16 protein-coding genes and 1 tRNA gene are annotated in these 18,091 nt (G+C 70.1%); 4 read left to right on the forward strand and 13 right to left on the reverse strand.

What is annotated here, in order from left to right:
• Nucleotides 1-2: 2 nt before the first annotated feature.
• The 6 genes from NVV95_RS08010 to NVV95_RS08035 all read right to left on the reverse strand — a co-directional run bounded on the left by NVV95_RS08010 (nucleotide 3) and on the right by NVV95_RS08035 (nucleotide 5,789).
• On the reverse strand, nucleotides 3-1,913 hold the full coding sequence (locus NVV95_RS08010; protein WP_310796066.1) for a cell wall-binding repeat-containing protein: 1,911 nt from the start codon (nucleotides 1,911-1,913) through the stop codon (nucleotides 3-5).
• Nucleotides 1,914-1,982: 69 nt separating this feature from the next.
• Nucleotides 1,983-2,858, reverse strand: a complete 876-nt coding sequence (ftsY, locus tag NVV95_RS08015; protein ID WP_259486023.1) for a signal recognition particle-docking protein FtsY — start codon at nucleotides 2,856-2,858, stop codon at nucleotides 1,983-1,985.
• On the reverse strand, nucleotides 2,851-3,123 hold the full coding sequence (locus NVV95_RS08020) for a mycoredoxin (RefSeq protein WP_259486024.1): 273 nt from the start codon (nucleotides 3,121-3,123) through the stop codon (nucleotides 2,851-2,853). Before NVV95_RS08020 ends, ftsY begins: the two co-directional genes overlap by 8 nt.
• A 27-nt stretch (nucleotides 3,124-3,150) precedes the next feature.
• A complete protein-coding gene (locus NVV95_RS08025; protein ID WP_259486025.1) occupies nucleotides 3,151-4,128 on the reverse strand; it encodes a ribose-phosphate diphosphokinase in 978 nt (325 codons plus the stop codon).
• Nucleotides 4,129-5,601, reverse strand: a complete 1,473-nt coding sequence (gene glmU / locus NVV95_RS08030; RefSeq protein ID WP_259486026.1) for a bifunctional UDP-N-acetylglucosamine diphosphorylase/glucosamine-1-phosphate N-acetyltransferase GlmU — start codon at nucleotides 5,599-5,601, stop codon at nucleotides 4,129-4,131.
• A gap of 116 nt (nucleotides 5,602-5,717) precedes the next feature.
• Nucleotides 5,718-5,789: transfer RNA gene (locus tag NVV95_RS08035), tRNA-Gln, on the reverse strand.
• 118 nt (nucleotides 5,790-5,907) lie between these two features.
• Between NVV95_RS08035 and NVV95_RS08040 the strand changes: the two genes are divergently transcribed.
• Nucleotides 5,908-6,408: a MarR family winged helix-turn-helix transcriptional regulator gene (locus NVV95_RS08040; protein WP_259486027.1), complete on the forward strand. Its 501-nt coding sequence runs from the start codon at nucleotides 5,908-5,910 to the stop codon at nucleotides 6,406-6,408.
• Between the two features lie 9 nt (nucleotides 6,409-6,417).
• Here the strand turns inward: NVV95_RS08040 and NVV95_RS08045 are convergent, their stop codons facing one another.
• On the reverse strand, nucleotides 6,418-8,208 hold the full coding sequence (locus tag NVV95_RS08045) for an ABC-F family ATP-binding cassette domain-containing protein (RefSeq protein ID WP_259486028.1): 1,791 nt from the start codon (nucleotides 8,206-8,208) through the stop codon (nucleotides 6,418-6,420).
• A 68-nt stretch (nucleotides 8,209-8,276) separates the two neighbouring features.
• Between NVV95_RS08045 and NVV95_RS08050 the strand changes: the two genes are divergently transcribed.
• Nucleotides 8,277-9,176, forward strand: coding sequence for a spermidine synthase (locus NVV95_RS08050; protein WP_259486029.1), 900 nt, complete (start codon nucleotides 8,277-8,279; stop codon nucleotides 9,174-9,176).
• A 176-nt stretch (nucleotides 9,177-9,352) separates the two neighbouring features.
• On the opposite strand, the gene NVV95_RS08055 is transcribed toward NVV95_RS08050, so the two are convergent.
• Nucleotides 9,353-9,982: a Pr6Pr family membrane protein gene (locus NVV95_RS08055; RefSeq protein ID WP_259486030.1), complete on the reverse strand. Its 630-nt coding sequence runs from the start codon at nucleotides 9,980-9,982 to the stop codon at nucleotides 9,353-9,355.
• Nucleotides 9,983-10,017: 35 nt separating this feature from the next.
• On the opposite strand from NVV95_RS08055, the gene NVV95_RS08060 reads away from it, so the two are divergent.
• Both NVV95_RS08060 and NVV95_RS08065 read left to right on the forward strand, forming a co-directional pair.
• Nucleotides 10,018-10,617, forward strand: a complete 600-nt coding sequence (locus NVV95_RS08060; protein ID WP_259486031.1) for an adenine phosphoribosyltransferase — start codon at nucleotides 10,018-10,020, stop codon at nucleotides 10,615-10,617.
• Nucleotides 10,618-10,691: 74 nt separating this feature from the next.
• On the forward strand, nucleotides 10,692-12,005 hold the full coding sequence (locus tag NVV95_RS08065; protein WP_259486032.1) for an HNH endonuclease signature motif containing protein: 1,314 nt from the start codon (nucleotides 10,692-10,694) through the stop codon (nucleotides 12,003-12,005).
• Nucleotides 12,006-12,246: 241 nt separating this feature from the next.
• Here NVV95_RS08065 and NVV95_RS08070 read toward each other — a convergent pair whose 3' ends face one another.
• The 5 genes from NVV95_RS08070 to NVV95_RS08090 form a co-directional block, all read right to left on the reverse strand.
• Entirely contained in the window at nucleotides 12,247-13,185 is a 939-nt protein-coding gene (locus NVV95_RS08070) for a 4-(cytidine 5'-diphospho)-2-C-methyl-D-erythritol kinase (protein ID WP_259486033.1), read from the reverse strand.
• Between the two features lie 84 nt (nucleotides 13,186-13,269).
• Nucleotides 13,270-14,283: a nucleoside hydrolase gene (locus NVV95_RS08075; RefSeq protein WP_259486034.1), complete on the reverse strand. Its 1,014-nt coding sequence runs from the start codon at nucleotides 14,281-14,283 to the stop codon at nucleotides 13,270-13,272.
• A 96-nt stretch (nucleotides 14,284-14,379) separates the two neighbouring features.
• Entirely contained in the window at nucleotides 14,380-15,282 is a 903-nt protein-coding gene (locus tag NVV95_RS08080) for an ABC transporter permease (protein ID WP_259486035.1), read from the reverse strand.
• Nucleotides 15,282-16,394: an ABC transporter permease gene (locus NVV95_RS08085; protein WP_259486036.1), complete on the reverse strand. Its 1,113-nt coding sequence runs from the start codon at nucleotides 16,392-16,394 to the stop codon at nucleotides 15,282-15,284. The genes NVV95_RS08080 and NVV95_RS08085 overlap by 1 nt, the downstream gene beginning before the upstream one ends.
• The gene (locus tag NVV95_RS08090; RefSeq protein ID WP_259486037.1) at nucleotides 16,391-18,085 is read right to left on the reverse strand and encodes an ABC transporter ATP-binding protein; all 1,695 of its coding nucleotides are present in this window, start codon (nucleotides 18,083-18,085) and stop codon (nucleotides 16,391-16,393) included. Before NVV95_RS08090 ends, NVV95_RS08085 begins: the two co-directional genes overlap by 4 nt.
• Between the last annotated feature and the right edge of the window lie 6 nt (nucleotides 18,086-18,091).

An 18,091-nucleotide genomic window follows, 5' to 3' on the forward strand; every position in this document is an offset into this window, starting at 1 on the left:
ATTCAATCCGGCAAGTAGCTCTCGAGCTGGGTCTCCACCGCGTCGGACACCGCGTTCGGGCCACCCAGCAGCACGATCCGATACGGCGACAGCCGCTCCAGCTCGGCCGCGATCGGCGCCGGGATGCCGTCCTTCGTGACCAGCAGCACCGGCGAACCCGCCACGATCGCCGCCGGGCCACCGGCCAGCGCGTCCGGGAACGCCTGCCCCGACGCCACGTACACGGTGTACGTGTGTGGCCGGAACGACCGTTTCGACGCCGCCGCCGACACCGCGAACCGGTCCGGCCCATCGACACGGATGACCGTCGCGATCTTCGACACCTCCGCGACCACGGCGGCGCTGACCGCCTGCTCCCCGCCCATCACGTACACGTACTGCGCCTTCGACCGCCCGATCTCCGCCCCCACCGCAGCGGGCAGCGTGCCCTTCTGCGTCAGCAGCACCGGCCCCGGCTCCCGCCCCGTCAACGGCGACGCCGACAGCGCATCCGGGAATGTCTCCCCCGACGCCAGATACGCATACGTCGCCCCACTTGGGAACGCCTTCGCCGAGATCGCCGCCGAAACCGCGAACCGATCAACCCCACCGATCCGCGACACCGACCCGAATTCGCCCAGAGCCTTCTCCACGCCGGCACTCACGGCCGCGGTACCGCCGAGCACCACGACCCGTCCCGGGCGCAATCGCCGCAGTTCCTCCACCGTCGCCTGCGGCAGCTCGTCCCGCCGCGTCAACAGCACCGGCCCACCCTCGAGCCCCGCCGCGGCGGCCCCGCTCAACGCATCCGCAAACACCTCCCCCGACGCCACATACGCCACCGCTGCCGCCCCCGACTCGAACGTGTCTCGCGACACCCCCGCCGCCACCGCGAACCGATCCGCACCCCCCACCCGATCCACCGCCGGGAACGGACTGAGCGTCGGTTCGACAAGCACGACCTTCGACGAGACACTGTTCTGCAGTCCGACGAGTCGATGACTTGCCCCGTCGAGAACCATGTCACTGAAGTAGTCGACCGGCCCCGATCCGAGGGTCGCGAGAGTATCGCTACGAAGCGCGACTATGCCCGCCGCCTCGAAGGCGGCATTGACGACGTAGACGACGTTCCGTCCCGGGTCTCCGACAATGTCCGACATCGGGCTCGCGAACGATTCCGACACCGCCGTGCGCGTCATGGTCGCCGGGTCGAACATCTCGAGGCGGAACCCGAACGGCGCACGATCAGCCACCGCGAGCTGTCCGTCGATGATCCGAACGAGGGAAGGAGCGCCCTCAAGAGGCGTCCTGGTCCAGGATCCATCCGGCTTGATGGCGTCGATGGACGAATCGTCGGAGTTCGCGACATAGACCACCTGTGTCGCCGGGTCGATGGTGAGCTCTCGAGGACGTACCCCGGTAGCCACGCTCTGAGTCGATCTGTCGTCGAGGTCCACCATGGTCACGTTGCTCGGCGACACATTCGCCACAACGACCCTGCGCGACTTCTCGTCGACCGCCAAACTCGTCGCGCCACGGCCGCCGGTCGGGACGCGAGACGCGACAGCCATCCTCGTGGAGTCGACGACCACGATCTCGTCGGTTCCGGACGAGCTGTCCACGACGTAGACCTCGTGGGTGGTCTCGTTCAGCGCGAGTCCATTCACCCACCCGTCTTTCGTTCCGACGATCACGGTACCCGCTGGGGTGAGCTTGCCCGCCGCGATGTCATAGGCCCGCACCATCCGATTGCGATTGTCGAGCACGAAGGCTTTACGAGCCGCGTTATCGATCGCCAGAGCATAGAGCTCATCGCTGCCGGGCTCGACGGTGTCGAGAACGGTGAAGCGAGCGCCCGACCGCGCCGACTCCTCGGCGGCGACCGCTGCCGCCGTGCCGCCCAGCAGCAGCGCCACAGCGAGGGTGGAGGACATCGCGGCCCGCAGAAGAGGTTTCACACTTCGATGCTACCTCAAATATGAGCTTCTGTCGCTTTCAATGACCTAGCCGACGAGGTTCTGCGCGAAGACGTGGGGCGTGAAGCCCGTGAGGTCGTTGATGCCCTCGCCTTGGCCGATCAGCTTGATCGGGATACCCGTCTTCTCCTGCACGGCCAGCACGAAGCCGGCCTTCGCCGAGCCGTCGAGCTTGGTGATGACGAGGCCCGTGACTCCCGCGTGCTGGATGAACGCGTCGGCCTGGGCGAGGCCGTTCTGGCCCGTGGTGGCGTCGAGCACCAGCAGCACCTCGGCCACCGGCGCCTGCTTCTCGATCACGCGGCGGATCTTGCCGAGCTCGTCCATCAGACCGCCCTTGGTCTGCAATCGGCCAGCGGTGTCGATGATGACGATCTCGGTGCCGTTCGCCTTGGCCCTCTCGATGGTCTGGAAGGCGACCGAAGCCGGATCCTGCCCCTCGTGCTGCGGGCGCACGATGTCGGCGCCGGCGCGCTCGGCCCAGGTGGCGAGCTGCTCGACGGCGGCGGCGCGGAAGGTGTCGGCTGCTCCGACCACGACGGTGCGCTGATAGGTCTTGAGGAAGCGGGCGAACTTGCCGATGGTGGTGGTCTTGCCCACGCCGTTGACGCCCACCACGAGCACGACGGCCGGACGCTCCGTGAGCTTCAGGGTCGGGTCGTACTTGGAGAGGCGCTCCTCCATGGTCTCGCGGAGCATCCGCTGCAGGTCACGGGGATCGGTGGTGTTGTAGCGCTGCACGTTGGCACGCAACTCGTCGACGACCTGCTCGGTGACGGTGGGACCGAAGTCGGCCTTCAGCAGCGCGGTCTCGAGATCGTCCCAGGTCTCGTCGTCGATCGTGCGCTTCTGGAACATCCCGCGCAGGGCGCCCGAGAGCGACCAGGGAGTGCGATCAGCCAATGCGCTCGGACACCTCACGCGCCGACGGGTTGGTGGCCGTCGAGCCGTCGGGGAAGATCAGGGTCGGCACCGTCTGGTTGCCGCCGTTGACCGAGGCGACCAGCTCAGCAGTGCCCTCGACCTCCTCGATGTTCACCTCGGTGTAGGCGATACCCTGCGCGTCGAGCTGGCTCTTCAGGCGCTTGCAGTACCCGCACCACCCGGTGGAGAACATGGTGACGGAACCCGCGGCGGGCGTGTAGGTGTCGATCGAGGCGATGCTCATGGCATCAGTTTAAGCCCGGCGAGGAGCTCAAGCGTCGCCGTCGAACATCGTGGTGACCGAGCCGTCGGAGAACACCTCGCTGATGGCCCGCGCGATCAGCGGGGCGATCGGCAGGATGGTCAGCCTGTCCCAGTGCTTCTCGACGGGGATCGGCAGGGTGTCGGTGACGACGACCTGGTCGATGAACTCCGACTGCAGGATGGTCGACGCCGGGTCGCTGAACACGGCGTGGGTGGCCGCGACGACGACACCCGTGGCGCCGTTCGCCTTCAGCGCCTCGGCAGCGGCGACGATGGTGCGGCCGGTGTCGATCAGGTCGTCGACCAGCAGGCAGACGCGGCCGGCCACGTCGCCGACGATCTCGTGCACGCTGACCTGGTTCGGCACCCGCGGGTCGCGGCGCTTATGGATGATCGCGAGCGGCGCGCCGAGCTTGTCGCTCCAGATGTCGGCGACACGCACGCGGCCCATGTCGGGGCTGACCACGGTGAGCGTGGAGGGGTCGAGCACCTTGCGCATGTGCTCCATCAGAACGGGCATGGCGAAGAGGTGGTCGACGGGGCCGTCGAAGAAGCCCTGGATCTGCGCGGCGTGCAGGTCGACCGACATGATGCGGTCGGCTCCGGCGGCCTTGAACAGGTCGGCGACGAGGCGGGCCGAGATGGGCTCGCGCCCGCGGCCCTTCTTGTCTTGCCGGGCATAGGGGTAGAACGGGGCGACCACGGTGATGCGCTTGGCGGAGGCCCGCTTCAAGGCGTCGACCATGATGAGCTGCTCCATCAGCCACTCGTTGATCGGAGCCGTGTGCGACTGGATGACGAACGCATCCGCCCCACGCACGCTCTCGCCGTAGCGGATGTAGAGCTCGCCGTTGGCGAAGGTGCGCGCCTCGGTGTCGACGAGGGTGGTGTCGAGTTCGGCCGCGATGTCCTCGGCCAGTTGCGGATGCGCTCGCCCTGATACGACGAGGAGGGACTTCTCTCCGCTGGCCTTGATTCCGGACACCTATTCTCCGCTCGTTCGCGTGGGGGTCTGCGTCGTGGTCGTGCCGTCACCGTCGTGGGCCCGGGCCGCCGCTTGCGCCGCCGCCGTGCCCGCCCGGTTCTGCTCGACCCAGCCGGCCATGTTCCTCTGCGGCGCCACGGTGATCGCGAGCGAGCCGGCCGGCACGTCCTTGCGGACGACCGTTCCGGCGCCCGTGTAGGCGCCGTCTCCGATTCTAACCGGGGCGACGAACACGTTGTGCGACCCGGTGCGCACATGGGAGCCCACCTGGGTGCGGCTCTTGTTCACCCCGTCGTAGTTCGCGGTGATCGTGCCGGCCCCGACGTTCGACTCGACACCCACCTCGGTGTCACCGATGTACGACAGGTGCGGCACCTTCGAGCCCTCGCCGATGTGCGAGTTCTTCGTCTCGACGAACGTTCCGATCTTGCCGCCCGCGTCGAGCACGGTGTTCGGCCGCAGATAGGCGAAGGGGCCGACGGAGGCGCCCGCCCCGATCACGCTCAGGGTCGCGTCGGTGCGCTTCACGACCGCGCCCTCCCCCACCTCGCAGTCGACGAGCGTGGTGTCAGGGCCGATCTCGGCACCGCGGGCTACGCTGGTGGCGCCCTTGACCTGGGTTCCCGGATGCACGGTCACATCTTCGGCGAGGCTCGCCTTCAGGTCGATCCATGTCGTCGCCGGGTCGACCACCGTCACCCCCGCGAGCTGCCAACCCCGCACGATCAGCGCGTTCAGCTTGGCCGCCGCATCGGACAGCTGGGCCCGGTCGTTCACGCCCGCCACGATCCACGGCTCGGACACCGTGACGGCGGCCACGTCGGAGCCGGCGCGACGGAGCAGGCCGACGACGTCGGTGAGGTATTTCTCGCCCTGGGCGTTCGCCGTGGTGACCTGGGCGAGCATGTCGCGCAGCCGCGCGAGGCCGAAGACGTAGACGCCGGCATTGATCTCACGCAGGGCCCGTTCGGAGTCGCTCGCGTCTTTCTGCTCGACGATGCGGTCGAGCATCCCGTCGCCGCTGCGGACGATTCGGCCGTAACCGGTGGGGTCATCGAGCTCGGCGCTCAGCAGGGTGGCGCCCGCGCCCGTGCGTCGGTGCTCGGCGAGGAGCCCCGTGAGCGTGTCGGCGTCGAGCAGCGGCACGTCGCCGCTGACGACCAGCACGTCGCCGGCGAAGTCGGCCGGCAGCGCCTGCACGGCCTGCTCGACGGCACGACCGGTGCCCGGCACCTCGTCTTGATCGACGACGAGGGCCGAGGGGAAGTGGTCGTGGATGACCTCGACGACGCGGTCGCGGTCGTGGCGCACCACGGTGACGGTGTGGGCGGCGTCGAGCTGGCCGGCGGTGGCGAGCACGTGGCCGATCAGCGGCACTCCGGCGATCTCGTGCAGGATCTTCGGGAGGCTCGACTTCATGCGCGTGCCCTGGCCTGCCGCCAAGACGATGATTGCAAGGTTGCTGTCGGTCATCTTCCGGATCTCCCTCGTCGGATACGACCGCATCGAGTCGTGTTTCGCGGTGTGCCCCGGCTTCGGGCTGCCGCCTTGCGGAGCACGGGAATCGATCAACCGGATCGATTCACGCGCTCCGCCTCCGGGATTCGAACCCAGACCTAACAGCTCCAAAGGCTGTCGTGCTGCCATTACACCAAGGCGGACCACCGGGTCTCGCCCGGTGCAGTAGCCCAGTCTGCCAGACCTGCCTGCTCACGCCGGGCGCGGCGTGGGGATCTGTGGAGGGATCTCGGCGACGACCGGCTTGGGGATAATGAGGGGATGAGCAGCAGGCCGGCCCGGGACAGCGTCGACGAGATCGTCGACGCGTGGATGCGCGAGCATCCGGATCTCGACTTCTCGCCGCTGAAGATCTTGTCGCGGGTGTCGCGGCTCGCGAAGCAGCTCGAGAAGACCCGCCGCGCCTCGTTCGCCACCGTCGACCTCGAGTCGTGGGAATTCGACGTGCTCGCAGCCCTGCGCCGCGCCGGCAGCCCGCACGAGCTCAGCCCGAAGGCGCTGCTCGAGCAGACCTACGTCTCGAGCGGCACGATGACCAACCGCATCGACGGCATGGTGCGACGCGGGCTGGTCGAGCGACGAACCGACCCCAACGACGGGCGCGGGGTGCGGGTGCGGATGACCGGGGAGGGCCGTGACCGCGTCGACGGCGCCATCTCGCATCTCGTCGCGGCGGAGACGGAGCTGCTGGCCGGGCTCACGAAGGCCGACCAGGAGCGCTTGGCCGGGCTGCTGCGCCGGCTGTCGCTCGATATGGCCTAGCGGCTCACCTCAATCGAGCAGCTCGGAGAGTTCCAGCCACCGCGTCTCGTGCGCCGCGATCTGCGCCTCGGCCGCCTGAACCTCGGCCGTCAGCGTGCCCAGACCGACGTAGTCGGACTGGTCGTGCTCGGCGATGCGCGTGTGCAGCTTGACGATCTGCTGGGTCTGCTTCTCGATCTTGCGCTCGAGCGACGAGCGTTCCTTCTCGGCGGCGCGGAGCTCTGCGCCCGCGAGTGCCGGGGCGGAGGACTTGTGCCCCGCATCCGTCGCCTTCGTACCCACCTCGAGCGAGCCCTCACCGGCCTTGCGCAGCGCGAGGTACTGCTCGAGGCCGCCGGGCAGGTGCCGGAAACGGCCGTTCAGCACCGCGTACTGCTGGTCGGTGACGCGCTCGAGCAGGTACCGGTCGTGCGAGACGACGAGCAGCGTGCCCGGGAAGGAGTCGAGGAGGTCTTCGAGGGCGGCGAGCATGTCGGTGTCGAGGTCGTTGGTGGGCTCGTCGAGGATGAGCACATTCGGCTCGTCGAGCAGGATCAGGAGCAGCTGCAGTCGCCGCTTCTGGCCTCCCGACAGGTCTTTCACCGGGGTCGACAGTTGGGCGCTGGTGAAGCCGAGTCGTTCGAGCAACTGCCCGGGGGTGAGCTCCTTGCCGCCGGCGACGTACGAGGTGCGGTAGCGGCCGATGACCTCGCTGACGCGGTCGTTCAGCACGTCCTCGAGCTCGGCGAGCTGCTGGGTGAGGGTGGCGATCTTCACGGTCTTGCCGCGCTTGACAGTTCCGCTGGTGGGTTTGACCGCGCCCGTGACGAGGCCGAGCAGCGTCGACTTCCCGGCGCCGTTCACGCCCAGGATGCCCGTGCGCTCGCCCGGGGCGATGCGCCACTCGACGCCCTCGAGCACCGACTTGTCGCCGAACGAGACGCTCGCGTCGAGCACGTCGACGACGTCTTTGCCGAGGCGGGCCGTGGCCATCTGGGTGAGGGAGACGGTATCGCGGATGGGTGGCTCGTCGGCGATCAGGGCCTCAGCCGCATCGATGCGGAACTTGGGCTTCGCGGTGCGGGCCGGGGCACCGCGGCGCAGCCAGGCCAGCTCTTTCTTCATGAGGTTCTGGCGCTTCGCCTCGGTGGCGCTGGCCATCCGGTCACGCTCGACGCGCTGGAGGATGTAGGCCGCGTAGCCGCCCTCGAAGGGTTCGATGATGCGGTCGTGCACCTCCCAGGTCTGGTTGGAGACCTCGTCGAGGAACCACCGGTCGTGCGTCACGACCGCGAGGCCTCCGCTCGAGGCGGGCCAGCGGCGCTTGAGGTGCTCGGCGAGCCAGGCGATGCCCTCGACGTCGAGGTGGTTGGTGGGCTCGTCGAGGAAGACGACGTCCCAGTCGCCGACGAGCAGGGCCGCGAGGGCGACCCGGCGGCGCTGGCCGCCCGAGAGGGTGCCGACGACGGCCTCCCAATCGATGTCGCCGAGGAGGCCGCCGATGACGTCGCGCACCTTCGGGTCGCCGGCCCAGACGTGCTCGTCGAGGTCGCCGACGACCGCCTGCGCGACCGTGAGGGACGAGTCGACGGTGTCGGCCTGGTCGAGCATGCCGAGGGTGACGCCGCGGCGGCGGGTGACGCGGCCGCCGTCGGGCTCGATGCGGCCCGAGAGCAGGGAGAGCAGGGTCGACTTGCCGTCGCCGTTGCGCCCCACGATGCCGATGCGGTCGCCCTCGTTGATGCCCGCGGTGACGGAATCGAAGATGACTCGGGTGGGATATTCGAGATGGAGCGCCTCAGCGCCCAGGAGATGAGCCACCTGTCGAGGGTACAGGGCGTGGATGGGAGGGGTGCTCAGGGTCGGGCGGGCGCGCCTATGCTGGGCGGATGCTCGCCGATCGCCGCCGGTTCTCGTTCGCCTTCGACGGCCGCAAGGCGACTCTGAAGCGGGTGCACCGGGCGAGCGAGAGCTACGAGCTGAGCGTCGACGGGGTGGCGCAGTCGGTGGTGTCGCTGACGGATGCGCGGCGGCTCGCCTGGCCCTACGTGCAGCACATCGCCCGGGCTATCGACGCGGTCGCGGCGCCCGGCGCTCCCGTCTTCGCCGTGCACCTGGGAGCGGGCGCGATGGCGCTCACCCGCTACGTGGCGGTGACCCGGCCCGGCTCCCCGCAGCTCGTGGTGGAGTTCGAACGGGAGCTCTGCGAAGCCGTGCTGGCCGCACTGCCCCTGCCCGACGCTGCTGACATCGAGCTCGTGTTCGGCGACGCCCGCGCGATCGCCGAGACGGGAGTCGCCGAGACGGGAGTCGCCGCGGCAGGGGTCGCCGGGGCGGGTTCGGCCGCGATCCGCGAGTGGCAGGGCGCCGAAGTCACGGTGGTCGACCTCTGGGATGCCGCGACCATTCGCGCCCACGTCGCGAGCCTGGAGTTCTACCGGCTCGTGGCAGAGCGCTCGGCGCCGCAGGGGCTGGTGGCGGTGAATCTGCTGGACGGGCATCCGTTCGATTACGCGCGAGCGCAGGCGGCCACCCTTCGGAAGGTGTTCGCCGACGTGGCCGTGATCACCGACTTCGACCCCGCCGATACCGAGGGGCCGCTCGGCAACGTGGTGGTGCTGGCGAGCGGTGGGGCCGTGGCGGTGGCCGAGCATCCGGAGCTCTTCGGAGACGAACCGCCCTTCGTTCTGCACGACGCAGACCTCACCGCATGGATCGCCGAAGCCGGCGTTCTCACCGACGCCGACCGCATCGACTCGCCCGACATCGACGACCCTCGCTGGGCCTAGCGCCGCGCTGGGCCTGACGCCGCGCCTCAGGGCTTCGCCGGGCGCGGACGGGGTGGGAGTGTACCCATGGTGCTGCCTCTCGTTCCGCCGGCTCGGCACCGCGGTGACGTCCGGATGCGTAGACCCTAGAGCCACCCGGCCCGACGGCAGCCTGAGCAATCGCTACTCAGCGGAGCTCAGCCACGGATGAACCGCGTGCGGCTCAACCCGATCACCGCGGCGCCCATCAGGCAGATGAACCCGGCGATACCGAGCACGTAGACCGCCACCGCCCCGTACCCACCGAGCTGCGCCGGGTTGAGGAACGGATACGGGTACCATCCGACGATGGCCCCGCGGATCATCGTGTACACCACCCAGACGATCGGGAACGCCACGATCGCCCACAGCGCTCGCCAGCGCAGCGGCGACTTGCCGGGCGACAGGATCCAGACGAGCACGATGTAGATCGGCGCCGCCAAGTGCAGCACCTCGTTCGACCAGGCGAGCGTGCGCCCCTGCTCGAGCTGGATGCTGCGCAGGAGCAGGTTGTAGACCACACCCGTGGTGGCCATGTACGTCACGACCGCGGCGAGGGAGACGTTGTACCAGGCCGGGTCCCGGCGCACGGTGAAGGAGTAGTAGGCGCCGATCAGCAGCGCGATCGCCGCCAGCGCGTTCGACAGGATGGTGAAGTAACTGAAGAAGTTCACCAGGAAATCGGTCTGGTCGGGCACGACCTCGAGGCTGAAGACGAGCTGACCGACAATGGCGGCGATGATGACGCCCGCCGCGATGACCCTGATGACTCCGAACGCCCTGCGCATGGCCACACTCTAGCGACGGGCAATACGATTGACGGATGCCCGATCTGAATGCATCTGCTGACCCCTCCGTCTCCGGCTCTACTAGCGGCGCCGTCGCTGTGCCGGGTGCCGACGCGATCGCGGCGATCCGCTCGGGCATGACCGAGACGCCCGACTTCCCGTCGGAGGGGATCCTGTTCCGCGACCTCTCGGGGCTGTTCGCCGACGCGGCGGGGCTCCGCACCGTGGCATCGGCGCTCGTCGAGGGCTTCGGGCCGATCGATGCGGTGGCCGGGGTCGAGGCACGGGGCTTCGTGCTCGGGGCCGCCGCTGCCGTCGCGAGCGGGAACGGGATGCTCGCCGTCCGCAAGGCGGGCAAGCTGCCCGGCGAGGTGCTGAACGAGAGCTACGCGCTGGAGTACGGGTCGGCGAGCCTCGAGGTGCATCCGTCGACGTTGCCGCAGGGGGCTCGCGTGGTGATCGTCGACGACGTGCTGGCGACCGGTGGGACGCTGACGGCGACGATCCGGCTGATGGAGCGCGCGGGCTGGGACGTCGTCGGCGTCGCCGTCGTGCTCGAGCTCGTCGACCTCGGCGGGCGTGCAGTGGTGGAGGCGGTCACCTCCGCGCCGGTGAAGGCGCTTCTCGCCCTCTGAAGGCTGACGAACTCGAGTCGAATCTGTCTTCGAATCACTGAGCTTTCTTCAGAGGTTTCTGATAGAATCTCAGTATGAATTCGGCAGCCATCTCAGCCCTCGGCGATGATGCGCTGCTCGAGGCGATGGCGGCCAACGAGCTCGTGGTGCGCGCGGCTCTGGCGTTGCAGATCCGGTTCGCGGGCGAGGTCGCGGTGCGGTCGCGCCCTGAACTAGGTGACGAGGGTCTGAGCCGGTCGCAGAACTTCACCTCGCCGGTCGCGCTGCTGGCCACTGTCACCGGCGCATCGGCGAAGGAGTGCAAGGCGCGGCTCGATCTTGGGAAGCGGCTGCGGGGCGAAGTGCTGCTCGGTGGCGGCGAGGGGCCGGCGCCGTTCCCGCGGGTGGCGGAGGCGCTCGACGCGGGTGACCTGCCGATCGAGGCGGCCGCGACCATCGTCAAGCGGTGCGGCGAACTGGCTCACCGCGGATGCGCGCCCGATGTCGTCGCCGGAGCAGAAAAAACCCTCGTCGACAAAACTCTGGCCTGCCACTTCTCGGCCGACGAGACCGCGAGAATGGCGATCCACCTCCGGGACGTGCTCGACCCCGACGGCGCCGAGCCTCGCGACGAAGTGCACCAGCAACTCCGCTTCCTCACCATCGGTCAATCGCCGGACGGGATGGTCCGCGGGAAGTTCGCACTGATGCCGGAGCAGGGCGGGGTGTGGATGTCGAGCCTGCAAGCGATGCAGAGCCCCCGCGTGGGCGGCCCGCGGTTCATGGAGGAGGGCGACTACGTCACCGCTGACGATCGCACTTCGGCGCAGAAGAACGCCGACACGATCACGGAGCTGATCGCCCGGGCGGCCGGCGCCGAGGACATGCCCCGGATTAACGGGGCCATCACGACCGTCAACCTCCATATGACGCTTGCCGACCTCGAAGCCGGGCGCGGGGTCGGGTACATCGACGGCCTCGACGAACCCGTGCCCGTGTCGACCGTAGAGCAGATGCGGTGCACCTCACCGATGGCGGTGACACTGTTCGGCGACCGGGGCGAGGTCCTCTTCCACGGCAAAACCAAACGGCTGTTCACTCCCGCCCAGAACCGGGCACTCGCCGCCCGAGACGGCGGCTGCGTGTGGCCCAACTGCGACAGGCCACCCTCCTACTGCGAGACGCATCACGTCGACGAGTGGGTTTCGGATGATCATCCGCCGGGCAGAACCGATATCGATAACGGGGTTCTGCTCTGCCACTTCCACCACTCGCACCTGCACAAAGCGGACTGGAAACTAGTCATGCAGGGTGGAGTCCCGCATCTGATTCCGCCCCGGTGGAACGATCCCGAACAGACACCCATCCCAACCACGCGCCGACGCACGATTCAGCACCCGGCGGCGTGACGACACACCATTCTGCGAAAGCCAGCCATGGTTATCGAGGGCAAGCGCGAAGCGCGCGGCAGCACCCGAGAAGCGGAACGCCCGGCGCTGGCTGCCGACGGGCTGCCGCGCGCTGACGCGCTTGCCCGAGATGGTCATGGTCGGGTCAGGTAGGCCGCAGCCTTCGGAGCTTGGCGGGTCGGCCGGTTCGCGAGGTGGGCGCCCGGTGGGGTCGACGAGGAACCGGGGCCTATGGGCCGGGTCAGTCGGCGACGACGCGGGCACCCGCTACCGGGCCCGTGGCGCGCACGACGTGGTGGCGGGCCGCGCTCAGGGCGATCTGCAGTTCGAGGGCGCCGTCGAGGTCGGCCGCCAGGAACGCGACCGTCGGGCCCGAGCCCGAGACGATGCCCGCGAGGGCACCGTTCTGCTCCCCCACCTCGAGCACCGTCGCGAGTCCCGGGCTGAGGTGCAGCGCCGGCGCTTGGAGATCGTTGCTCAGCGACTCGGCGAGCATGTGGGGGTCGCCCGCCCGCAGCGCCTGCAGCACGTCGGCGTCGACGAGGGGCTGACCCTGGGCGGGGAAGATGTCCTGCGCGTGGCGTTCCCGGTGGCGATCGAGCTCGCGGTAGACCTCAGGGGTCGAGACACCGTGCTCGGGCAGCACGAGCACCCACTGGAACTGGCCCTTCGCGAGTGCGGGGCTCAGCTGGTCGCCGCGACCGGTTCCGATCGCGGTTCCGCCGGCCAGGGCGAAGGGCACATCGGCGCCGAGCTCGGAGGCCAGCGCGAGCAGTTCGTCCCGGCCGAGGTCGGTGCCCCAGAGGGTGTCGCAGGCCAGGAGGGCGGCGGCAGCATCCGCCGACCCGCCGCCCATGCCGCCCGCGATGGGGACGTTCTTCGAGATGCGGAGCGAGACACCCTCGCGGTAGCCGGCGCGCCGGGCGAGCAGCCGGGCGGCGCGGATCGCGAGGTTCGACCCGTCGGTCTCGAGACCCGAGGTGTCGATGTGGCCGCCCTCGAACACGACCGAGAAGTCGCTCGCCGGGGAGGCGAACACGTCTTCGTAGAGCGAGACCGCCTGGTAGGCCGTGGCGAGGTCGTGGTAGCCGTCGGGCATGACCGCGCCGACCTTGAGGAAGACGTTGATCTTGCCGGGCGCCCGCACGTGCACGGTCTTCGTGGCGCCCCGGTCGATCATGTCCTCCAACCTATCCCACGCCGCGGATGGCCCCGATCAGTGCCCAGAGGACGCCTCCGATCAGCGCCCCGACGGCGCCCCCGGTCAGTGCCCCGACAGCACCCGCACGAAGTCGGTCAGGAACGCCTCGCGGTCCACGTCGAGCACGACGAACGTGTCGGGCGCCGGCTCGCTCGGCCACGAGACGGGCAGCCCGGTCGCGGTCTGCATGAGGTGCGCGCGGGTGGCGAACCCGTCGCTCGTGATGTTGACGGGGCCGGTGATCGAGGAGGTGATCCACTCGGGCTGCACCAGCAGCGCCGCCGCGAGGCCGTCGTGCGCCGGGGAGACCCGCCGGCCCCAGGAGAACTGGTAGAAGTCCATGTACGCCTCGAGCACCTGCGCCGAGAACGTGCCCCACGACGTGCCGGCGCGATGCAGCGCCTGAACGGCCTGCTCGTCGACGATCGTGTGGGCGGTGACGTTGACGCCGACCATCACGAGGTTCTTTCGAGGGGCGGCGAAGACCCGGCGGGCGGCCTCGGCGTCGTTGTGGATGTTCGCGTCGACCATCTGCACCGTGCCGAGCGGCGGGAAGGGCCCGGAGCCGCCCATGATGACCACCGAGCGGAAGAGCGTCAGCAGCTCGGGCTCGATCTCGAGCGCGAGGCCGACGTTGGTAAGCGGCCCGACGGGCAGCAGGTCGTAGTAGCCGGGCTTCGACCGTCCCAGTTCGACGAGCAGTTCGGCGCTCGACAGCGGGGAGAGGTTCTTCGGGGCGATCGGCTCCGACCAGAGGTCGCCGAGCCCGTCGTGGCCGTGCACGTGCGAGGCGATGCGCGGTTCGCCGTCGATGGGTCCGGCGGCGCCGCGGGCGACGAGCACGTCCTCGAGGCCGGCGAGCTGCTGCACACGGGCGATGTTCGTCAGGGCCGCCTCGACGGGGGTGTTGCCGTAGACGCTGGTGATCGCCGAGATCTCGGCGTCGTCGCGGCCGGCCAGGTAGAGCAGGGCGAGCGCGTCGTCGATGCCCGTATCGGTGTCGACGATGATGTGGCGGGTCTCGCGGGCGGTGGGCGAGGTAGGGGCAGTGGGTGCGGCGGGTGCGGCGTCGGTCATGGTGGGTCCTTCGATGCGGGTCGGGTGCGTGGCGGTGTCAGGTAGGGGCGGCGGAGGGGCTCGGTCGGGGCGTGCTGCAGGGTCGAGCCCGCGGGGTCAGGTGGTCGTCAGCGAAGCCCGCTTCGCGAATCGGATGCGCGTGGCCACCAGCACGAGCAGCGTGATCGCATAGGGCGCGGCGTCGGTCAGCTGCTGCGGCGCCCCGATCCCCTGCAGCCGGAACCCCAGGGCCTCGGCCGCTCCGAAGCCGAGGCAGGCCACCGGCAGCCAGAGCGGACGTCCGGCGACGAGCATCACGGCGGCGACCGCGATCCAGCCTCGACCGGCGGTCATGTTCTCGGTGAACACCGTCACGTTGCCGAGGGCCAGCTGCGCTCCGGCGATGCCGCAGAGGGCGCCACCCACGATGGTGACCCAGGTCTGGTACGAGGCGACGTTCGCACCGAGGGCGGCCGCGGCATCCGGATGCTCGCCCACACCCCGAAGGCGAAGGCCCCCCGCCGAGCGCTTCAGCCACAGCCCCACGGCCACGATGAGCACGAAGGCGAGCGGCACGAGCGCCGTCTGCCCCGCGAAGATCGGGCCGATCACGGGCACGTCGGCGAGGAACGCCATCTTCGGCAGCCCCTGCAGCCCGCGCGGCGAGAACGACCCCGAGGTGTCGAAGAGCACCCGCAGCAGGAACCCCGTGAGGCCGATGGCGAGGAGGTTCGTGCCGATCGCGATGATGATCGGGTCGGCGTGCCAGCGGGCGGCGCCGATCGCGAGCACCACCGAGAAGAGCGCGGTCGAGACGAGCGCCGTGAGCACCCCGCCCCAGGCGCTGCCCGTGTAGTAGCTGCCCGCGACGGCGGCGAAGGCACCCCAGAGCATCTGCCCCTCGAGGGCGATGTTGAACACCCCGACCTGAGCCGAGATGGCGCCCGCGAGGGCGGCGTACAGGATGGGCGTGGCCGCGAGCAGCACGGCCGCGACGAAGCCGAGTTCGAAGACGTGCATCAGGCCGAGCTCCTCTCGGTGCGCCGCTGGTCGAGCACGGTGCGGAGGGCGAGCACGACGATGACGACGCCCTGCAGCACGTCGGAGAGCTGCCGGGGCACGTCGGCCGAGCGCTCCATGCCGGCGCCGCCGACCTGCAGCACGGTGAACAGGATGGCCGTGACGGGGATGAGCGCCGGGCGACCTCCGGCCAGCAGCGCGGCCGCGAGCCCCGCAAAGGTGTAGCCGGGAGAGATCAGCGCGCCGTCGATCAGCCGGAACGGCGACGACATGACGATGACCGCACCCACGACACCCGCCGCCGCACCGGCCGCGGCCATCGCGCCGAGGGAGAGCCGGCCGACGCGCACGCCGCCGTAGGCCCCGAAGCGCCGGTTGGCGCCGACCACGCGCAGCTCGAAGCCGACCGCCGAGCGGGAGTCGACCACCCAGAACACGACCATCATCAGCACGATGATGATCAGTCCGGCGTTGGAGTACGAGAGGTCGCCGAGCGCCCACATCCGGGCGCCCTCGGGCAGGCGGGTGGTCTGGGCGACGGCCGAGCCCGCCTCGCCGAGCGGGAAGCGCACGAGGAAGCTGACCACCGCGACGGCCACCGGGCTGAGCAGCAGGGTCGAGATGATGATCGGGATGCCGAAGCGGGTCGCGAGCGGGGCGGAGATCGCGCCAAAGGCTCCGGCGACGATCGCGGCGCCGATCACGGCGAGCGGGATGAGGACGATCGAGGGCAGCGGCAGACTGCTCGCGATGACGGTGGCGGTGAGGCCGCCGAGCACGAGCTGGCCGTTGCCGCCGAGGTTGAACTCGCCCATGCGCAGCGGGATCGCGGCCGCGAGGGCCATGCCGCAGATGAACGCCCAGACCGAGAAGGTGTAGTCGAGCTGGCCGGGGTCGAGCGAGTTCTGGATGACTGCGGTGTAGGCCGCGATCGGGTCGAGGCCGGCGGCGAGGATGATCACGGCGCCGATCAGCAGCGCCAGCACGACGGCGCCGATCGGCACGACGGCGGGGTGACGCAGCGCGGCCGCGGCGAGTCGCCGTCCGGCTCCGGGCGCCCGGGGGCCGGCCACGGGGGCGGCCCCGGGAGTGGTTTCGGGCGGGGCGGTCATGCTCGGTCTCCCTGGTCGATCACGGGGTCGGCCGCGGCTCCGGCTGCGACGGCGTCGGTCGCGGCGCCGGCCCTGACGCCGTCCACCGGCCCATCCGCGGCCGCGGCCCCCGCCATGGCGGCGCCGATCCGCTCGGTCGTCGCCTCCGCCGCGCTGAACGAAGCGACGATCGCGCCCCCGTACATCACGAGCACCCGGTCGGCCAGCGCGAGCAGCTCGCTGATCTCGTGCGAGACGAGCAGGATGCCGTTGCCCGCCGCCCGGTAGTCGAGCAGTCGCCCGTGGATGGCCTCGATCGCCCCCACGTCGACACCCTGGGTGGGCTGCTCCGCGATCAGCAGCGGCGCCCCGTGCGAGAGCTCCCGCGCGACGACGACCTTCTGCGCGTTGCCGCCCGAGAGCGAGCCGATCAGCTGCTGCTCCCCCGAGGTGCGCACGTCGTAGTCGCCGATCAGCTGGCGGGCCTGCGACCGCTCGGCCTTCAGCGACATCCAGCCGCGACGGATGCCCGTGGACGCGCCGATCGGAGCGCTGCGGTGGTGGCCGAGCGCCGCGTTCTCGGCGACCGTCATGGTGACGGCGCTGCCCTCGCCACGGCGGTCCTCGGGGATCACGGCGAGCCCCGCGGCCCGGCGATCCCGCACGGTCGAGCGGGTGACGTCGGAGCCCATCAGGCGGATCCGCCCGGCCGAGGCGTCGATGGTGCCGAGCACCGCGGCCACGAGCTCGTGCTGCCCGTTGCCCGAGACTCCGGCGATGCCGACGATCTCGCCCCGGCGCACCGCGAGCGACACGTCGCGCACGACGTCACGTCGTCCGTCGGAGACCGACAGCCCCTCGACCTCGAGCACGGCGTCTCCCGGAGTGCCGGTTCCCGGGTTCTTGACCTCGGCGATGGCCCGTCCGGTCATCGCCCGCACGAGCTCCGGCCCGGTGGCGTCTCGGGTGGCGAATCGCCCCGTGACCCGGCCGTCGCGCAGCACGGTGACCTCGTCGCTGACCGCGAGCACCTCGTGGATCTTGTGCGTCACGAGCACCACGGTCGTTCCCGCGTCGGCCGCGCGGCGGATGACCGCGAACAGGCTGTCCACCTCGCTGGGTGTGAGCACGGCGGTGGGTTCGTCGAGGATGAGGATGCGGGCGTCCCGGTGCAGCGCCTTGAGGATCTCGACGCGCTGCCGCGCCCCGGCGGAGAGCGAGCCCACGACGGCCGCGGGGTCGGTGTCGAGACCGTATCGGGCGGCCAGTTCGCGCACCCGCGCATCCGCTGCCCGTCGGTCGACGAAGGCCCGGCCCAGGATGCCCCGGCGCCGGGGTTCGGCCCCGTAGACCACGTTGTCGGCGACGCTCATGGTGTCGAAGAGGCGGAAGTGCTGGTGCACCATGCCGAGCCCCGCGGCGATCGCATCGAGCGGACCGCCGAAGCGCACCGGGCGGCCGTCGACCCGGATCTCGCCCGAGTCGGGCTCGAGCAGGCCGAACAGCATCGACATGAGAGTGGACTTGCCGGCGCCGTTCTCGCCCATCACCGCGTGCACCGTGCCCCGGCGCAGCACGAGGTCGACCCCGTCGTTCGCGACGACGGAGCCGAACCGCTTGCCGACGCCGATCAGCTCGACCGCCGCGACTCCCTCGACGGGAGCGGGCGGCCGAGCTGCGTCGGCGGCATCATCGGATGCGCGAGAGACCATGCAGGA

Source organism: Herbiconiux gentiana (assembly GCF_024978135.1).
GTDB classification, from domain to species: domain Bacteria; phylum Actinomycetota; class Actinomycetes; order Actinomycetales; family Microbacteriaceae; genus Herbiconiux; species Herbiconiux gentiana.

Coding starts and splice junctions, on each gene's coding strand:
- NVV95_RS08010 (WP_310796066.1), bottom strand. CDS start 1,913: ATGTCCTCCACCCTCGCTGTGGCGCTGCTGCTGGGCGGCACGGCGGCA.
- NVV95_RS08065 (WP_259486032.1), top strand. CDS start 10,692: ATGAATTCGGCAGCCATCTCAGCCCTCGGCGATGATGCGCTGCTCGAG.
- NVV95_RS08090 (WP_259486037.1), bottom strand. CDS start 18,085: ATGGTCTCTCGCGCATCCGATGATGCCGCCGACGCAGCTCGGCCGCCC.
- glmU (WP_259486026.1), bottom strand. CDS start 5,601: ATGACCGACAGCAACCTTGCAATCATCGTCTTGGCGGCAGGCCAGGGC.
- NVV95_RS08075 (WP_259486034.1), bottom strand. CDS start 14,283: ATGACCGACGCCGCACCCGCCGCACCCACTGCCCCTACCTCGCCCACC.
- NVV95_RS08055 (WP_259486030.1), bottom strand. CDS start 9,982: ATGCGCAGGGCGTTCGGAGTCATCAGGGTCATCGCGGCGGGCGTCATC.
- NVV95_RS08040 (WP_259486027.1), top strand. CDS start 5,908: ATGAGCAGCAGGCCGGCCCGGGACAGCGTCGACGAGATCGTCGACGCG.
- NVV95_RS08060 (WP_259486031.1), top strand. CDS start 10,018: ATGCCCGATCTGAATGCATCTGCTGACCCCTCCGTCTCCGGCTCTACT.
- NVV95_RS08050 (WP_259486029.1), top strand. CDS start 8,277: ATGCTCGCCGATCGCCGCCGGTTCTCGTTCGCCTTCGACGGCCGCAAG.
- NVV95_RS08020 (WP_259486024.1), bottom strand. CDS start 3,123: ATGAGCATCGCCTCGATCGACACCTACACGCCCGCCGCGGGTTCCGTC.
- NVV95_RS08070 (WP_259486033.1), bottom strand. CDS start 13,185: ATGATCGACCGGGGCGCCACGAAGACCGTGCACGTGCGGGCGCCCGGC.
- NVV95_RS08085 (WP_259486036.1), bottom strand. CDS start 16,394: ATGACCGCCCCGCCCGAAACCACTCCCGGGGCCGCCCCCGTGGCCGGC.
- NVV95_RS08080 (WP_259486035.1), bottom strand. CDS start 15,282: ATGCACGTCTTCGAACTCGGCTTCGTCGCGGCCGTGCTGCTCGCGGCC.